Genomic DNA, 15,602 nt, shown 5'->3' on the forward strand with positions numbered 1-15,602 from the left:
GTCCGACCGATCAGTTGCAGGCCGGGACCGTGCCGGCGGCGACGCCGGCGCAGGCCTGTTCCTTGGTGATGTGGCCGGCATCGATCGCCACTTGGATGTTTTCCTTGGTGATCGGGGTCGGGGCGAGCAGGATGGCATTCATCTCGACGCCATTCTTGCCGCCGCTGAACTTGGCAACGCCCTGGATCGCCGTCGGGTCGGTGCCGTCGGCCAAGGCGATCGCCGCATTGGCGGCAGTGGTGCCGAGGTCGATTGAGTTCTTCCAGATCGACACCAGCTGGGTGCCGAGCGCCACGCGGTTGATGGCGGCGAGGTCGCCATCCTGGCCGGTGACCGGAACCGAGCCGGCCATGCCCTGCGCATCAAGGGCGGCGACGACACCCGAAGCCATGCCGTCGTTCTCGGACAGCACGGCATCGACGCCGTTATTGGTGGAGGTCAGGCACTGCTCCATGTTCTTTTGGGCATTGTCCGGCTTCCAGCCATCGGTGAAGGTCTCGCAGACATTGGTGACCTTGCCGCTGGCGAGGGCGTCCTTGAGTACTTCCTGCATTCCCTGGAACAGGAAAGTAGCGTTTGGATCGCCCTTGTCGCCCTTGATGAAGGCGTAGCGGCCCTCGGGTTTCACCTTCAGCGTTTCCTCGGCCATGATGCGGCCGACGCCGACATTGTCGAAGGTGATGTAAAGCGCGTTCGGATCCTCGAACTGCACGTCATAGGCGATCGACTTGATGCCGGCGTCGCTGATCTTCTGGATCGAGGGCAGGATCGCGTCGGAGTCGTAGGCGACCACGAGGATCACGTCCGGCTTCTGCGAGATCAGGCTCTCGATATCGGCGGCCTGCTTCTGCGCCGAGCCCTGCGCGTCGGTCGACAGGTAGGTGTCGCCGGCGGCCTCGACCACCTTCTTGATCGCCGCTTCGTCGGTCTTCCAGCGCTCTTCCTGGAAGGTCTTCCAGGACACGGCGATGGTCTTGCCTGCGGCCATGACCGCAGTAGAGCTGGCGCTGATCAGCACAGCACCGGCAAGCAGCGTTAGAATCTTGAATTTCATTGCAGAGCCCTCCCAGACCCCGTGCGGAACCCTCGGCGCACTTTGCGACCACTGACCAGACAAACCACGCCGTCGTTCCGCAGCTTGTTGTGTCGATTTGCCTGTGAGGTACGCACACGGACGCTGCATCAGCCTCACGGGCAAGTCAATCTGCATCCCGCCGGTCGCGGATATTTATGCAGCTTTCCGTCAATCCCGACTTTTGGCTGAGGCATTGACCAACAGGCATTTGCCAGTTGAAATAGAACGCACAGGAGGACGGCACGGCGAGGGAACAGCCGGCCGGAACTTTGGGGGAATCATGCGAGGTCACCGGCTTGCCGCGTTTGGCGCGGCGGTGCTGTTGTGGTGCGCGGCGAGCCTGGGGGCGCTCGCCGAAGCGCGCCCGGCGCCCGGCGCCATCCTCAGGGATTGGTACTATCTGATGAACGAACTGGTCCGGCATACGGCGACCTACTCGCCGCCGGTCGCCAGCCGGTCGTTCGCCTATCTGGGGATCACTGCCTTCGAAGCGGCAGTGGGCGGTTCGGACAAGCTCACGTCGCTGGTCGGCCAGTTGCATGGCCTCGAGCAGTTGCCACAGCGTGAAGCCGGGGTCAGTTACGACGAAACGGTGGTGATCAGCGCCGCCATGTCGGACGCCATCGTCTTCTATTTCGGCAATACCGGGCCCACCGGCCAGCGGGCGATCAACCGGGCGCAGAGCAAGTGGCGGGCGCTGGCCGTCGAAGGCGTGCCCGAGGACGTGGTCATGCGCAGCGAGGCGTTCGGCAAGGCGATGGCGGCGGCGATCTTTGCCTGGTCGCAGAACGACGGCGGCGCCACCGTGCCGAACATGGGGTTCCCTTACGAGTACGAATTGCCCAAGGGCGACGACAAATGGGTTCCCACCAACGTGATCAGCCAGCAACAGCTGCCGTTGTTGCCGCAATGGGGCAACAACCGCACTTTTGCGACGCCTGACGGCGCCGCCTGCCCGACTGCCGGCAACCCGGCTTACAGTACCGACCCCGGTTCGGAGTTCTACAAGGAGGCTGACGAAGTCTACCAGGTGGTGAGGAACGCCACGCCGGAACAGGCGGCGATCGCCCGTTTCTGGTCGGATGACCCGATGCTGTCGATGACCCCGCCCGGGCACTGGATTTCGATCGCGCTGCAGGTGGCCGAGCGCGCCGACCTGTCGCTGGACGACAATGTCGACCTGCTTGCCCGCATGGGAATTGCCATGTCCGATGCCTTTGTCGGGTGCTGGCACGCCAAGTTCGTCTACAATCTGGTGCGGCCGATCACCTACATCAAAAAGGTGATCGATCCGAAGTGGGAGCCGATCCTCAACACGCCGCCTTTTCCGGAATATCCCAGCGGGCACAGCACGGTGTCCGGCGCCATGGACGCTGTGATGACCGCCTTTTTCGGCGAGAACTATGCGTTCGAGGACAAGACCGGGTCGCCCGACGGCCGGAACCCCCGCAAATACGCCAGCTTCCACGAGGCGGCCGAAGAGGCCGGCATCTCACGCCTCTATGGCGGCATTCACTTCCGCTCCGCCATCGCCGACGGCCTGGTGCAGGGCCGCTGCATTGCCGCCTACACCATCGCGCTCAAGACGAGGAAGTAGGACCATGCGCACCACGCACAGTTTTGCTGTCGCCCTGCTGCTCGGCGGCTTCGGCCTCGCTCAGCCGGGACTGGCGCAGGCGCCGGCAGTGCCGCTGTTCGTCGACGAAACCGCCGCCTCGGGGATTACCACCAGCTATGATGGCGACTGGTTCTACATCGTCGGCGGCGGCGTCGCCGCGTTCGACTGCAACGATGACAGCTATGCCGACATCGTGCTGCCGGGCGGCGAGTCCAAGGCGCAGCTCTATGTCAACACCAGCAGCAAAGGCGGCAGCCTGAGCTTTGTGCCGCAGGAGAGCGGGCTGGAACTCGACAGCGTCAGCGGGCTCTACCCGGCCGACATCGACAGCGACGGCATCACTGATCTCGTGGTGTTGCGGGTCGGCGAGAACGTGGTGATGCGCGGACTGGGCGCCTGCAAATTCGAGCGCGCCAACGAGGCCTGGGGCTTTGACGGCGGCGACGCCTGGACCGCTTCAGCGGCGCTGAGCTTCGAACGCGGATCGAGTTGGCCGACCATCGCAGTGGGCAACTATATCGACCGCAACGAGGATATCTCGCCCTGGGGATCGTGCACCGACAACTGGCTGCATCGACCGGGAGGGGCCGGCAAGTTCGCCGCGCCCTTGCCGCTGAAACCGAGCTTCTGCGCCCTTTCGATGCTGTTCACCGACTGGGACAAATCGGGGACACCGAGCCTGCGCGTCTCCAATGATCGCGAGTATTACGAGGGTGGCCAGGAGCAGATGTGGCGGATCCTGCCCGGCGCCGAGCCCAGGCTGCTGACCCCGGCCGATGGCTGGAAGGTGCTGCGCATCTGGGGCATGGGGATTGCCAGCTACGACCTCGATGGTGACGGCTACCCCGAATACTTCCTCACCAGCATGGCCGACAACAAACTGCAGGCGCTGGCCACACCGGGACCGAAGGCGGACTACAAGGATCTCGCCTATGCCAAGGGGGTGACGGCGCATCGGCCCTATACCGGCGACGACCTGCGGCCGAGCACGGCCTGGCACCCGCAATTCGACGACGTCAACAATGACGGTCTGGCCGATCTGTTCGTTGCCAAGGGCAATGTCGACCAGATGCCGGATTTCGCCATGCACGACCCAAACAACCTGCTGCTGCAGGGGGGCGACGGCAAGTTCGTCGAGGCGGGCGACAAGGCAGGCATTGCCAACAATGGCAATTCCCGCGGCGCGGCCCTGGTCGATTTCAACATGGATGGGCTGCTCGACCTCGCGGTGGTCAACCGCCGCAGCGGTGCGCAGGTCTGGCGCAATACCGGCACCGAGGGTGGGGGTAACTGGATCGAGCTGGAGGTGAGACAGGCGGCGCCCAATGAGGATGCGATCGGCGGTTGGCTCGAGGTGAAGCATGGCGACAAGGTGATGCGCCGTGAACTCACGGTGGGCGGTGGCCATGCCGGCGGCCAGCTCGGCTGGGTGCATTTCGGCCTCGGCGGCGAAACCACAACCACTGTCGCGGTGGTCTGGCCCGATGGGACACGCAGCGAATGGCCCAACCTCGCCGCCGGCGGCTTTTACGTGCTGGAGCGCGACAAGCCCGCCAGCCCGTTCAGTCCGCGCGATTGAGCCCGGCGGCGATCATGGTCTTCGCCAGATGGCTCGCGGCAGCGGCCCTGATGTTCGGGCTGCTCGCCACCGGAGCAGTGGCCGGTGAGGCGGAGGGGATGCTCGCCTATCAGCGGGGTGAGTTTGACGCCGCGATGCGCGAACTGAAGCCTGCCGCGGCGGCCGGCAGCGTGCGGGCGCAAACGACTGTCGGGTTCATGTATGCGACGGGCAAAGGGGTGGCGCAGGATGCCGCGGAGGCGATGCGGTGGCTCGGCCTCGCCGCGGCCAGGGGCGATGCCGAAGCGCAGTACAATCTCGGCTACCTCCACGACGCCGGCCTCGGGGTGACGAGAAACCCGGCCGAAGCGGTCAAATGGTACCGGCTGGCAGCGGAACAGGGCCGCGCCGATGCCCGCTACAATCTCGGCGCCATCCTCAAGGATGGTGGTGAAGGCGTGCCGCGGGATCATACCGAGGCGGCCAAGTGGTTCCGGCTCGCCGCCGATCAGGGCGATGCCTATGCCCAGCTGGCGCTCGGGCTGCTCTACCTCAGCGGCAACGGCGTGGCGCAGGATTTTGCCGCGGCAGTGCACTGGGTGCGCCAGGCCGCCGACCAGGGCTATCCGGCGGCCCAGTTCAACCTCGCGCGCATGTATTTCGAGGGGCACGGAGTGGCGCGCGACGAGGCCGAGGCGGTGCGGTTGTTCGAGCTGGCGGCCGGGCAGGGCTATGCCCCGGCGCAGTTCAATGTCGGCATCTCCTACCACACCGGGCGCGGCGTCGCCCCAGACGACGTCGAGGCGGCCAAATGGTTCAAGCTGGCCGCCGACCAGGGCCATGCCGCGGCACAGGCCAATCTCGCGATGCTCTACGACCACGGCCAGGGCCTGCCGCAGGACGACCAGCAGGCGGTGTTCTGGTACGGGCTGGCCGCCAACCAGGGCGATGTCTACGGTCAGTACGGGCTCGGCGCCATGTATCGGAACGGCTACGGCGTCGGGCAGGACGATGTCATGGCCTATATGTGGACCAGTCTCGCGGCGCAGTATGGCCTGCCGATCGCGGTGAAGGACCTCGACACCCTGACGGCGCGGATGAGCCCGGCCGAAATCGAACAGGCCCGGGCCCTCGCCATCGCCTGGGTGCGGCGCTCGCGGGCTTCGCCCTGACGACTGCGGGTCAGAACGAAGAACCGCCGGTGGCCGAGCGGCAGGAAGTGGAAGTTGGGCGCCAGCATGTTGTTGGCGAAACAGCCGTTGCCGTAATGGGCCGCCTGCTCGGCGATTTCGGGAGTGCGGATCGAACCGTGCCAGACGAAGGGGGCAGGTCGTCGAGCAGTCGCGGGATGGCGATTAAGCCCCGCGAACGCGCCGTGCCGTTGCCGGCGGGGCCGCGCCAACGCTGCTGCGAAACGACGCCCTTCCCCGCGCGAGCCCTCGCATCGAGGGTTGCGGGGGCAGTGGCTACGCCGGCATGGCCATCGCGATGTCGGGCAAGCCATGTTCGAGCGCCAGCGCCGCCTCTATGAGGCTGCGGGTGTAGGCATGAGCTGGCGCCCGGAAAACGTCGCGGGTCGCGCCGGTTTCCACCGCCTCGCCGTCTTTCATGACGACGACGCGCTGGCACAGGCCCGCCACCACCGCCAGGTCGTGACTGATGAAGATGAGGCTGAGGCCGCGCCGCTTCTGCAGCTGGCGCAGCAACTCCAGCACCTGGGCCTGGATCGTCACATCCAGCGCCGAGACGATCTCGTCGCAGATCAGCAGTTCCGGCGATACCGCCAGGGCTCGCGCGATGTTGATCCGTTGCCGCTGCCCGCCCGACAGTTCGCGCGGCAGCCGGTTGCGATGCTCCTCGTCGAGGCCCACCTCCTCGAGCAGGGCGGCGACCCGTTTCCGCCGCTCGCCGGCGGGCAAGCCGGCAATCGCCATCGGTTCGCCCACGGCCTGTGCCACGGTCATCCGCGGGTTCAACGCGCCGTAGGAATCCTGGAAGATGTACTGGATGCGGGCCCGCTCGGCACGTCCCATCCGCCAGGGGTCGAGCGGCGCCGCGCCGAAACTGAAGCGGCCCGCCTCGTGCCGCAACAACCCGACAAGGGTCTTTGCCAGCGTGCTCTTGCCGCTGCCGCTCTCGCCGAGGATGCCGAGCGCCTCGCCCTTGGTCACGCTGAGGTCGATGCCGCGCACCGCCATGATGCGCGGACTGAACAGCCGTGGGCCGGGATAGCTGACACTCAGCGCCTTAACCTCCAGCAACGGGCTGGCGGGCGGCAGCAGCGCAACGCTGTCGGACAGCAGCGGTCGGCTCTCGATCAGCGCCCGGGAGTAATCGGTACGGGGCCGCCGCAGCACCTCCGCCGTCGGCCCGGCCTCGACCATCCGCCCGTGCCGCAGCACCACCACATCGTCGGCCTGGCGCGCCACCACCCCCAGATCATGGGTAATCAGCAGCATGGCGAGGTCGCGCGTACGGCGCAGTCGGTCGAGCAGATCGAGGATCTGCCGCTGCACGGTCATGTCGAGCGCCGTCGTCGGCTCATCGGCGATGATCAGTTCAGGATCGCCGGCCAGGGCCGTGGCGATCACCACGCGCTGCTGCTGCCCGCCGGACAGTTCGTGGGGAAAGCGATGCTCGGCATCCGCGACGGCGTCGAGCCCGACCTCACCCAGCAACCGTTGCACCCGCACAGCGCGCGCCGGACCATCCAGCCCGCGGGGCAAGGCTTCGCGCAACTGGTCACCGATACTCATCAGCGGATCGAGCGCCGCCGCAGGGTCCTGGAACACCACGCCGATGCGGCGGCCGCGCAACTGCCGCAGGCCTGCCTCGCCCTGCGCCAAGAAGTCGATGCCGTCAAAGCTGGCGCGGCCGGCGACGGTGATGTTGGCCCCGGCCGGCGCCAGGCCGATCAGCGACATTGCCGTCATCGACTTGCCCGACCCGGACTCGCCGACGAGGCCGAGCGTCCGGCCGCGCGCGATGCCGAACGACACGCCGGACACGGCGCGGACCTCGCCGGCGCGCGTCGAGATCGTCACGTGCAGGTTTTCGACGCTGAGCAGGGGAATGGTCATGTCGTCCTCAGGCGGGGGTTGACGAGTTTGCGCAGGATGTCGGTGACGAAGTTGGCGAAGATCACCGCAAAGCCCAGCCAGATGATCACCGCCTGGACCACCGCGTAGTCGCGCCCCTGGATGGCCTGGAGCGTCAGGGTGCCGAGGCCGGGCAGGCCGAACACCACTTCCATGGTGATGGCCCCGGTGAACACGCCTGCCAGCATCAGGCCGATGAGGGCGATCGACACGGTCAGCGCATTGGGCAGGATGTGACGCAGGATGATGCGGGTGCGCGACAGGCCCTTGGCGCGCGCCGCGCGGACGAACTCGGCGGACTCGTTCTCCCGCATGTCCTCGTACAGAGCCTTGGCGAGCGAGCCGGCGGTGTCGATGCCGAGGATCAATGCCGGCACGAAGAAGTTGCCGATCGCCGGTATCCAGTCGAGCCACACGGCAAACACGATCAGCGACATGATGCCGATCGAAAAGGTCGGCACGGTGATCGACCAGATGGTGATCACCTCCACCACACCCCTCCAAAGCGAGCGTGGGTAGAGCATAGCGAGGACGGGGATGCTTACGCCGAGCACGATGCCAATCCCGAGCGCCGTGGCGCCCAGCAGCATCGTCGAGGGCAGCACGGCGCTCAACAGCTCCCAGATCGGCCGGGCGAAACGGGCTGACTGGCCCAGATCGCCCGAGAGGATCATCAGCGACCAGTCGGCGAACTGCGTCAGCCATGGCTTGTCGAGGCCGAGCTCGGCGCGCATCGCCGATTGCTGCGAGTAAGTCAGCGACCCCTCGATGCCGCGCACGTCGACCACGTCGCCGGGGATCATGCGGATGACGAAGAAGGTGAACACCACGATGCCCAGCGCGATGCCGAGCGCCCGCAGCAGGTCGAGCACGATGCTGCCGGAAAGCCGCAACAGCCGGGAGTTCATGGCAGGGTCCTCTGGTCTGTACGCGACAGGCGCTGGCGCTGGTCGTTGCCGATGACGGCGAGAGCGAAGGTGACGACCGAAAGCGCGATGATCGGGGCGAGGGCGGCGTGAGGCGCCTCCTCGATGTAAGGGGTGGAACTGGCGATCATCCGGCCCCAGCTCGGCAACTCGGACGAGACACCGAGGCCGAGAAAACTCAGCACAGATTCCGAGACGATGCAGCGCGGCAGGATGATGGCGAACTGGGTGATCAGCGCGCCGGCAATATTGGGCAGCACGTGCACGGCGGCGATCCTCAGGCGACCGGCGCCCAGGACCTTGGCGGCCTGCGTATAGGGCTGCGCCATCTGCTGCTGGTAGGTGGCGTGGGTGATCATCGCGAAATTGGGCGCGAACGAAACGCCGAGCGCCAGGATCACCGAGAAGGGCCCGGGCTCGAAGGCGATGATGAAGGCCAGTGCGAACAGGATGCCGGGCAGGGCGCGGATCAGGTCGACGATCCCGAACAGGACGATTTCTGCGGGCCGGCCGATGGCCATGGCGAGGAGCGCCGCGAAGGCTCCGGCGCACAGCGCCACCAGCGCCGCACAGGCACCGTAGAGCAGGCTCAGGCCGGTACCGACCACCAGTCGTGAATAGACGTCCCGGCCGGCATCGTCCGTGCCCAGCAGGTGTCCATCGCCTGGCGGCTCGTTCATTGCCGCGCTGAACATCATCGGGTCATGCGTGGCGATGAAGGGGCCCGCGATGGCGATGGCGAGGGCCACGCCGGCGATGATCCAGGCGCAAAGGGAAAGCGGGCGAAGACCCAGCATGCGCTGGCTGATGGGCCGTGGAATGGCATCGACCGACATGCTGGGTCTCCCGGGACTGTGGTCTTACTTCTCGATCCAGGCGAAGGCGACGCCGCCATCGACGCGGTGGGCCGAGTTGTTGAAGCCGATCGTCATGTCATGCAGCTTGGGGCTGGAGGCATAGGCGGAGGGCTTCTGGCCGAGGCTGAAGGTATAGAGCTTGTCCATCACCCGATTCCACGCCTCGAGGTAGAAGGCGCGGCTCTCATCCAGATTGCCGGTCGAGATCGCCGAGTTGATCAGCGCATCGAGTTCGGGATCCTGGATGCCGCCCCAGAGGCCGGGGTTCGGGCCGTCGCTCATCAGCCGGACGTAACGCAGGAAGATGTCGTTGCGCGCACCCGAGCCGCCCGGGAAGATGTCCCAGTCATATTCCGACAGGGCGCGCTGGTAGCCCAGGTCATCGTATTCCTTCATGTCGACCTTGAAGCCCAGGCCGCGCAGCACCTGCGACAGCATCGGGCCCGAGCGGCTGCCGACCGTCGACACCATGTGCAGGGTGTAGTCCGCCGGGTTGACGCCCGCTTCGGCGAGCAGCGCCTTGGCCTTGTCGACATCGGACTTGTTGTGCGGATCGTCGGCATCGAGGGTCGCGTCGTAAAAGAAGTTGCCCTCACCGACCGGCTGGTTGCCCGGCTTGCCGTAGGAGCCGGCCATGATGGTGCTGAACTCGGCGCGGTCGACGGCCCAGGCCACGGCTTCGCGGGCCTTCACGTTGTCGAAGGGCGGGCGCGGGTTGCGGTTGTTGAACGAAATGAAGTCCCAGCTGGTGCCGCCCTGGAACTCGATGTTAAAGCCTTCCTTCTCCAGCGTTTCGATCTTGTTGAGCGGCACTCCGGCGATCTCGTAGTCGCCGGCACGCAGCGCCAGCGCGGCGTCGGCGACCTCGCGCACATCGAACTCGATGGCGTCGACGTAGGGCTTGCCCTCCATCCAGTAGTCCGGGAACTTCTTGCCGTTGAGCGTCAGCTGCGGCGTCCAGCTGTCGAAGGTAAACGGGCCTGTGCCGATCGGCTGGGTGATGTTGCTGTCCCAACCGGGCGACTCCGGCGCGAGAATCCAGGCCTCGGCGATCAGGTTGAGGAAGGGCGCGAACGGCGTCTTGAGCTTGACGATGAAGGTCTTGTCGTCAGGGGTCTCGAAGCTTTCGACCTTTTCCATGGCGGTGGTCAGCCAGCCAGCTTCCACGGTGTCGCGGATGCGCTCGAAATTGGCGCGCACGTCGCCCGAGGTCATCACCCGACCATTGTGGAATTTCACGCCCTGCCGGATGGCGAACGTGTAGGTCAGGGCATCGTCCGAGACAGTCCAGCTCTCGGCGAGCAGGCCTTTGGGACTGCCGTCCTTGGAGATCGAGGTCAGGGTCTCGGCGAAGGGATGCGGCAGCGAGATGGTGCCGGTATGGCGATGGAAGTCGGTGGTGTCGAGCGTGCCCCACTTGAGGTGCAGCGTGCCGCCATATTCCTGCGCGAAGGCAGGCAGGGCGGCCTGGCCGAGCATCAGCGCGGCAGCAAGCGATAGAAGCAGACGTTTCATCGGAGGGACTCCTGGGTTCAGTCCTGGGGAAGGGGCAGTCCGTCCATGCCGTCCCGGGGGAGGCCCAGGAAGCGCATGACGGTGGGCGCGATGTCGATCAGGCGGCTGACGCCGTGCTCGAGGGTGCCGGCGGCGAACCCGCCGCCATTGGCGATAAGGAAGGGGTGGCACTCGAAATCGCCGAGGCCGCCATGGCTGCCATGGCCCTCCGGCTTGCCCGGCTTCTCATCGCTGACGCACAGCGTCATCAGCCCGGGTACGCCGAAAGGGTTCGGCTCCGCGCTGCGCGCCATGGCGAAGACGATGGCGAGGCCGTTGCCCGGGCGCTGGCCGATCGCCAGCATCTCGTTGCCGGTGAACACCTCCTCGATATAGGGCTGCGCCTCGAGGAAGGCGGCGATGGCGGGGATGCGGCCCCGCGCCCGGTCGGCAACGTAGAGCAGCCCGCTGCCGCCCTGCGGCGCGATCACCACGTCGGTGCTGTCGGGGCCATCCTTGAGGCCAGCTTCGACCAGCCGCGCAGCGACGGCGACGCGCTCGCGCACCGACTCCTGGCCGTGGTCGGAGCCGACGAGAAACAGCACATCTTCGCCCTCGGACCTGAGCGCCTCGACGGCCGCCTCGACCCGCGCGAAGGCGCGGTCGGCGCAGGCAATGGCCTCGAGATGGGTGGGCGAGCCAAGCGGGGCAGCGTGCATGCCAAGGTCGGGATTGGCCAGCCACAGCACAGACAAGCGCGGCCGGCGGCGGGTCAGCACTTCGGTAGCGAACCACTCAGCCAGCGCTTCGTCGCCGGCATAGTCGTGGCTCACCACCGGCGCCTCGTCGAGGCCCAGCACGCTGCCGCCCGGCCCGAACGAGCCGGCGCGGTGCACCACGTGGCCGTAGTGGTCGGGATCCTGGAAATAGGCGGCGCCCGGCGACACGTTCGAGGCGATCACCGCGCCGCCATGCGCGGCCAGCCGCTGCGCCATGGTCGGCACCTCCAGCGTCCGCCCGAAGGCGCTGCGCAGCTTGCCCACGAAAGCCGGATCACCCACGTCGTGCACGCGATGACCGTCGCCGTCGGGCAGACCCATGGTGTTGCCGTGGAGGCCATGGTTGGCCGGCCAGCAACCGGTGGCGATGCTGGTGGCGCTGGCCCGCGTGGCCGACGGGAAGATGGCGCGGTGCCGCATGAAGCGGCGCGAGCGCTGGCCGAAGGCATGGATGTTGGGGCAGGTGTCGGGCCGCACGAAATCGTTGCGATGCCCATCGCAGATCATCAGCACGACACGGCGTTCGGCGCTCACGGTTGCACCCCGTTGATGGTGAAGTCGAAGATGTCGAAGTTGCGCAGCCTCTCGGCCGCCCGCGCCGCGTATGCGGCGGTGAGCGGTCGCGACACGATGAACGGCACGGGCTGCTCGGCCGTGCCGCCATGCGAGCGCAGCCGCCGCCCGGCAAGCGCCGTGAGGTCGTGTTCGGTCGCGGTGGCGCCGAGCGCCACGCCGAGATCGGCCACCACCACCACGTCGGCCTCGCCTTCGGCCGGCAACTCGAAGCGGCTGCAGGCCGCCTCGGCGAGCAGCGCCTCACCGACGCCGTCCAGCGCGGCGACGGCGGCCCGAACGGCCTCCGCATCGAGTGCGGCGTTCTTGATGTAGACCCGGACAAAGCCGCCCAGCGAGGCGTGGTGGCGGACAAACGGGTCGGTGATCGGGCAGATCACGCGGACCGAGCCTTGGCCGAACCGTGCCTCGAGCAGGTCCTGCACGTAGACGACGCGCGGCTTGCCCTCGGCATCGGCCATGTCGTGCATGCCGTGGTCGGCGACGATGCCGACGGTGGCGCCCGCAGCCAGCAAGCGGCCGATGCGGTGGTCCACCGCGGCCATGAACTCAAGGGCGCCAGCCTCTGCGGGAGCAAATTTGTGCTGCACAAAATCCGACAGCGACAGGTAAGCGATCTCAAACCGCGCCTGCTCGAGCAGCGCAACGCCCGCATCGAGCACGAACAGTGACAGATCGGCCGAGTATTTGTCGGGCGCCGTGAGTCCGGCGGCAGCGCCCACCACGTCGGCTGCATGCTCGGGCGCCTCAGCCGAGAGAGCGATGCCCTCATGGTTGCGCGCCAGTGCCCTGAGCAGCTTGTCCTTGGCCGTAACAATGGTCACCGGCACGCCGACGGCCGAAAAGCCGGCAAAGATGGTTTCGGCGCGCATCTGGTGGCCGTCGAGCACCATCACCTCGCGGCCGGTGGCGCGGTCGAGATAGTAGTTCCCGGCCACACCCGTCACGGCAGGCGGTGCGCCGCAGGCAATCGCCACATTGTTTGGGTTGGTGAAGGTCGGCATGGCCGCCTGGGCAACCGAATGGAAGCCTTCGTCCATCATTCGGACGAGGTTTGGAATGACTCCGGCCGCGCGACCGGCGCTCAGATACTCCGGATCGCAGCCATCGAAGCAGATGACCACCACTGGGCGCTGCGGCCGCCGATAGCTTCGCCCATTGACCAGCACGGCCTTTTCGTTGGCCTCCACTGCAAAATCTGTAACCTTCATCGGCGTGTCATTTGGCATGTATATGCTGTCTTGTTTTGATAAATCTTGGCAACGACTAAGTCGTACTAAGAGTATCCGTCATCGCTGCGTGCGAAAATGGAAATTAAAGCGCAGATATGTGAGGAAACGGAACAAGTGAATAGAAAACTGCCACCGCTGAAATCTCTGGTGGCGTTCGAAAGTGTAGTCCGTCTTCAAAGCGTTACACGCGCAGCTGAGGAGCTGTGCGTCACGCACGGAGCAGTCAGCAAGCAAATTGCGACGCTGGAGGCCTGGTTTGGCCGGCCGCTCTTCGACATCAACCGCAAGCAGATGCGGCCCACGGCGGCTGCCATCGACTTTGCCCACAGCGTGGGCGAAGCGCTGGAACAGCTGACGAGTGCCGCCGACACTGCGCGGCACAGCGTCAAGACCCGGCCGCTGCGGGTCATCGCGCCCTCGACCATGGCGACCCGCTGGCTGATCCCGCGCCTGTGGAGCTTTTCGGCCGAGCACCAGGACATCGCCATCCAGGTGCGTCACACCGACAGCAACGAGGAATGGCTGCAAATTCCCTTCGATGTGGCGATCCGCAGCGGCGGCACGCATCCGGCGCCCTACATCGTCCGGCCGCTGTTCGAGGAATCGCTCACCGTCGCCGTCGCCCCGTCGCTGATGGCGGCCACTCCACTATGGCGCCCGGCCGACCTCGGCACTGTGCGCGTCCTCAACGCGGCGACGCGGCCAGGCGAATTGGAACGCTGGCTCGAGCGCGCCGGTGTCGATAGCAGGAGCGTGCGGGTCACCAGCTTCCCGCATTTCTATCTGGCGCTGGAGGCGACCCTTGCTGGCGCGGGCGCCCTGGTCTGCCCACGCATCACGCTGGCCGATCTCGTCGCGCGGCAGAGCCTCGTGGAGCCATGGCCACACCTGACGGTGACGGGGTCGACCTACGCCGCTCTCTGCCGCAGTGAGCTGTCGGTCGATCCGGCGATCGCGTCGTTTCTGGATTGGCTGGAGCGGGTGTCGGGCATCTAGCGGCCGGATTTAGGAACCCCGACTTTAGGACGCTTGACGCGCCGCCGTGATGAGGAGTATCTGCCCGTCCCAGGACACCTTGCCCTAACGCAAGGCTTTCGACCTGGGAGGGTCGCCATGGCTGATATGCCCCTGACTGCGCCGGCAGTGAAACCGGCTAACCCCAATTTTTCGTCGGGTCCCTGCGCCAAACGTCCTGGCTGGACGGTGGATGTGCTCGCCAACGCGCTGGTTGGCCGTTCGCATCGCGCCAAGCCGGCCAAGCAGCGGATCGAGAAAGCCATCGCGCTGACCCGCGAGCTGCTTGAAGTCCCCGATAACTACCTGATCGGCATCGTCCCCGCTTCCGATACCGGCGCAGTCGAGATGGCTCTGTGGTCGATGCTCGGCGCCCGCGGCGTCGACATGCTGGCCTGGGAATCGTTCGGCGAGGGCTGGGTCACCGACGTGCAGAAGCAGCTGAAGCTCGACAATGTGCGGGTGCTGAAGGCGCCGTATGGCGAGCTGCCGAACCTTGCCGAAGTGAATTTCGACAATGACGTGGTGTTCACCTGGAACGGCACCACGTCGGGCGTCCGGGTGCCGAACGCCGACTGGATCCCGGCTGATCGGAAGGGCCTCACCATCTGCGACGCCACCTCGGCGGCGTTCGCGCAGAACCTCGATTTCAAGAAGCTCGATGTGGTGACCTTCTCGTGGCAGAAGGCGCTCGGCGGTGAAGCCGCACACGGCGTGCTGATCCTCTCGCCCCGCGCTGTCGAACGGCTCGAGACCTATAAGCCGGCCTGGCCGCTGCCCAAGCTCTTCCGCATGACCAAGGGCGGCAAGCTCATGGCCGATATCTTCGAGGGCGCCACCATCAACACCGTGTCGATGCTGTGCATCGAAGACGCGGTGGATGCGATGGAGTGGGGCAAGACCGTCGGTGGTTTGAAGGGCATGCAGGCCCGTGCCGATGCCAATGCCAAGGTACTGGCCGACTGGGTTGCCAAATCCGACTGGGCGGCATTCCTCGCCAGGAACGAGGCCGAGCGCTCGAACACCTCGATCTGCCTGGTGATCAAGGACCCCGAGATCACCGCGCTTTCCGATGACGCGCAGGCGGCCTTCGCCAAGGCGATCGTCTCGCGGCTCGACAAGGCCGGCGTCGCCTACGATATCGGCGGCTACCGCGACGCCCCGACGGGCCTTCGCATCTGGGCCGGCTCGACGGTCGACACCGCGAACCTCGCCGCGCTGACCCCGTGGCTCGACTACGCCTTCGCCGCCGAGAAGGCCGCGCTGGCGCAGGCAGCCGCCTAATACGGCAACCGGCAGTCGGCAGTCGGCAGTCGCGATGACTGCCTACGACTGCCGATTGCCGACCTACGACTGCCGTCCCCCGATATTTCCCCCA

12 protein-coding genes are annotated in these 15,602 nt (G+C 66.3%); 5 read left to right on the forward strand and 7 right to left on the reverse strand.

Features of this window, described 5'->3' with window-relative positions:
* Positions 1–10: 10 nt before the first annotated feature.
* Positions 11–1,054, reverse strand: a complete 1,044-nt coding sequence (locus VGV07_RS23935) for a substrate-binding domain-containing protein (RefSeq protein WP_326871239.1) — start codon at positions 1,052–1,054, stop codon at positions 11–13.
* A 301-nt stretch (positions 1,055–1,355) separates the two neighbouring features.
* Between VGV07_RS23935 and VGV07_RS23940 the strand changes: the two genes are divergently transcribed.
* The 3 genes from VGV07_RS23940 to VGV07_RS23950 are packed head-to-tail and all read left to right on the forward strand — an operon-like array spanning position 1,356 to position 5,423.
* On the forward strand, positions 1,356–2,672 hold the full coding sequence (locus VGV07_RS23940) for a vanadium-dependent haloperoxidase (RefSeq protein WP_326871240.1): 1,317 nt from the start codon (positions 1,356–1,358) through the stop codon (positions 2,670–2,672).
* A 4-nt stretch (positions 2,673–2,676) separates the two neighbouring features.
* The gene (locus VGV07_RS23945) at positions 2,677–4,272 is read left to right on the forward strand and encodes a CRTAC1 family protein (protein ID WP_326871241.1); all 1,596 of its coding nucleotides are present in this window, start codon (positions 2,677–2,679) and stop codon (positions 4,270–4,272) included.
* Between the two features lie 14 nt (positions 4,273–4,286).
* Positions 4,287–5,423 (forward strand): SEL1-like repeat protein, encoded by a 1,137-nt coding sequence (locus VGV07_RS23950; protein ID WP_326871242.1) that lies wholly within the window; start codon positions 4,287–4,289, stop codon positions 5,421–5,423.
* 294 nt (positions 5,424–5,717) lie between these two features.
* On the opposite strand, the gene VGV07_RS23955 is transcribed toward VGV07_RS23950, so the two are convergent.
* From VGV07_RS23955 to phnA, 6 genes are read right to left on the reverse strand one after another with little or no spacing between them, the layout of a single operon-like run.
* The gene (locus tag VGV07_RS23955) at positions 5,718–7,331 is read right to left on the reverse strand and encodes an ABC transporter ATP-binding protein (protein ID WP_326871243.1); all 1,614 of its coding nucleotides are present in this window, start codon (positions 7,329–7,331) and stop codon (positions 5,718–5,720) included.
* On the reverse strand, positions 7,328–8,257 hold the full coding sequence (locus tag VGV07_RS23960; protein WP_326871244.1) for an ABC transporter permease: 930 nt from the start codon (positions 8,255–8,257) through the stop codon (positions 7,328–7,330). Before VGV07_RS23960 ends, VGV07_RS23955 begins: the two co-directional genes overlap by 4 nt.
* A complete protein-coding gene (locus tag VGV07_RS23965) occupies positions 8,254–9,111 on the reverse strand; it encodes an ABC transporter permease (protein ID WP_326871245.1) in 858 nt (285 codons plus the stop codon). Before VGV07_RS23965 ends, VGV07_RS23960 begins: the two co-directional genes overlap by 4 nt.
* 24 nt (positions 9,112–9,135) lie before the next feature.
* The gene (locus VGV07_RS23970) at positions 9,136–10,647 is read right to left on the reverse strand and encodes an ABC transporter substrate-binding protein (RefSeq protein WP_326871246.1); all 1,512 of its coding nucleotides are present in this window, start codon (positions 10,645–10,647) and stop codon (positions 9,136–9,138) included.
* 17 nt (positions 10,648–10,664) lie between these two features.
* The gene (locus VGV07_RS23975) at positions 10,665–11,939 is read right to left on the reverse strand and encodes an alkaline phosphatase family protein (RefSeq protein ID WP_326871247.1); all 1,275 of its coding nucleotides are present in this window, start codon (positions 11,937–11,939) and stop codon (positions 10,665–10,667) included.
* Positions 11,936–13,189, reverse strand: coding sequence for a phosphonoacetate hydrolase (gene phnA / locus VGV07_RS23980; protein WP_326871248.1), 1,254 nt, complete (start codon positions 13,187–13,189; stop codon positions 11,936–11,938). Before phnA ends, VGV07_RS23975 begins: the two co-directional genes overlap by 4 nt.
* Before the next feature lie 96 nt (positions 13,190–13,285).
* Between phnA and VGV07_RS23985 the strand changes: the two genes are divergently transcribed.
* Positions 13,286–14,206, forward strand: coding sequence for a LysR substrate-binding domain-containing protein (locus VGV07_RS23985; protein ID WP_326871249.1), 921 nt, complete (start codon positions 13,286–13,288; stop codon positions 14,204–14,206).
* A gap of 117 nt (positions 14,207–14,323) precedes the next feature.
* Complete coding sequence (locus VGV07_RS23990) at positions 14,324–15,508, forward strand: phosphoserine transaminase (RefSeq protein WP_326871250.1); 1,185 nt, start codon at positions 14,324–14,326, stop codon at positions 15,506–15,508.
* The last annotated feature ends 94 nt before the right edge of the window (positions 15,509–15,602 follow it).

The sequence above is a fragment of the Devosia sp. genome (genome assembly GCF_035944845.1).
In the GTDB taxonomy this organism is placed as follows: domain Bacteria; phylum Pseudomonadota; class Alphaproteobacteria; order Rhizobiales; family Devosiaceae; genus Devosia_A.

Coding starts and splice junctions, on each gene's coding strand:
- VGV07_RS23935 (WP_326871239.1), bottom strand. CDS start 1,054: ATGAAATTCAAGATTCTAACGCTGCTTGCCGGTGCTGTGCTGATCAGC.
- VGV07_RS23940 (WP_326871240.1), top strand. CDS start 1,356: ATGCGAGGTCACCGGCTTGCCGCGTTTGGCGCGGCGGTGCTGTTGTGG.
- VGV07_RS23945 (WP_326871241.1), top strand. CDS start 2,677: ATGCGCACCACGCACAGTTTTGCTGTCGCCCTGCTGCTCGGCGGCTTC.
- VGV07_RS23950 (WP_326871242.1), top strand. CDS start 4,287: ATGGTCTTCGCCAGATGGCTCGCGGCAGCGGCCCTGATGTTCGGGCTG.
- VGV07_RS23955 (WP_326871243.1), bottom strand. CDS start 7,331: ATGACCATTCCCCTGCTCAGCGTCGAAAACCTGCACGTGACGATCTCG.
- VGV07_RS23960 (WP_326871244.1), bottom strand. CDS start 8,257: ATGAACTCCCGGCTGTTGCGGCTTTCCGGCAGCATCGTGCTCGACCTG.
- VGV07_RS23965 (WP_326871245.1), bottom strand. CDS start 9,111: ATGTCGGTCGATGCCATTCCACGGCCCATCAGCCAGCGCATGCTGGGT.
- VGV07_RS23970 (WP_326871246.1), bottom strand. CDS start 10,647: ATGAAACGTCTGCTTCTATCGCTTGCTGCCGCGCTGATGCTCGGCCAG.
- phnA (WP_326871248.1), bottom strand. CDS start 13,189: ATGAAGGTTACAGATTTTGCAGTGGAGGCCAACGAAAAGGCCGTGCTG.
- VGV07_RS23985 (WP_326871249.1), top strand. CDS start 13,286: ATGGAAATTAAAGCGCAGATATGTGAGGAAACGGAACAAGTGAATAGA.
- VGV07_RS23990 (WP_326871250.1), top strand. CDS start 14,324: ATGGCTGATATGCCCCTGACTGCGCCGGCAGTGAAACCGGCTAACCCC.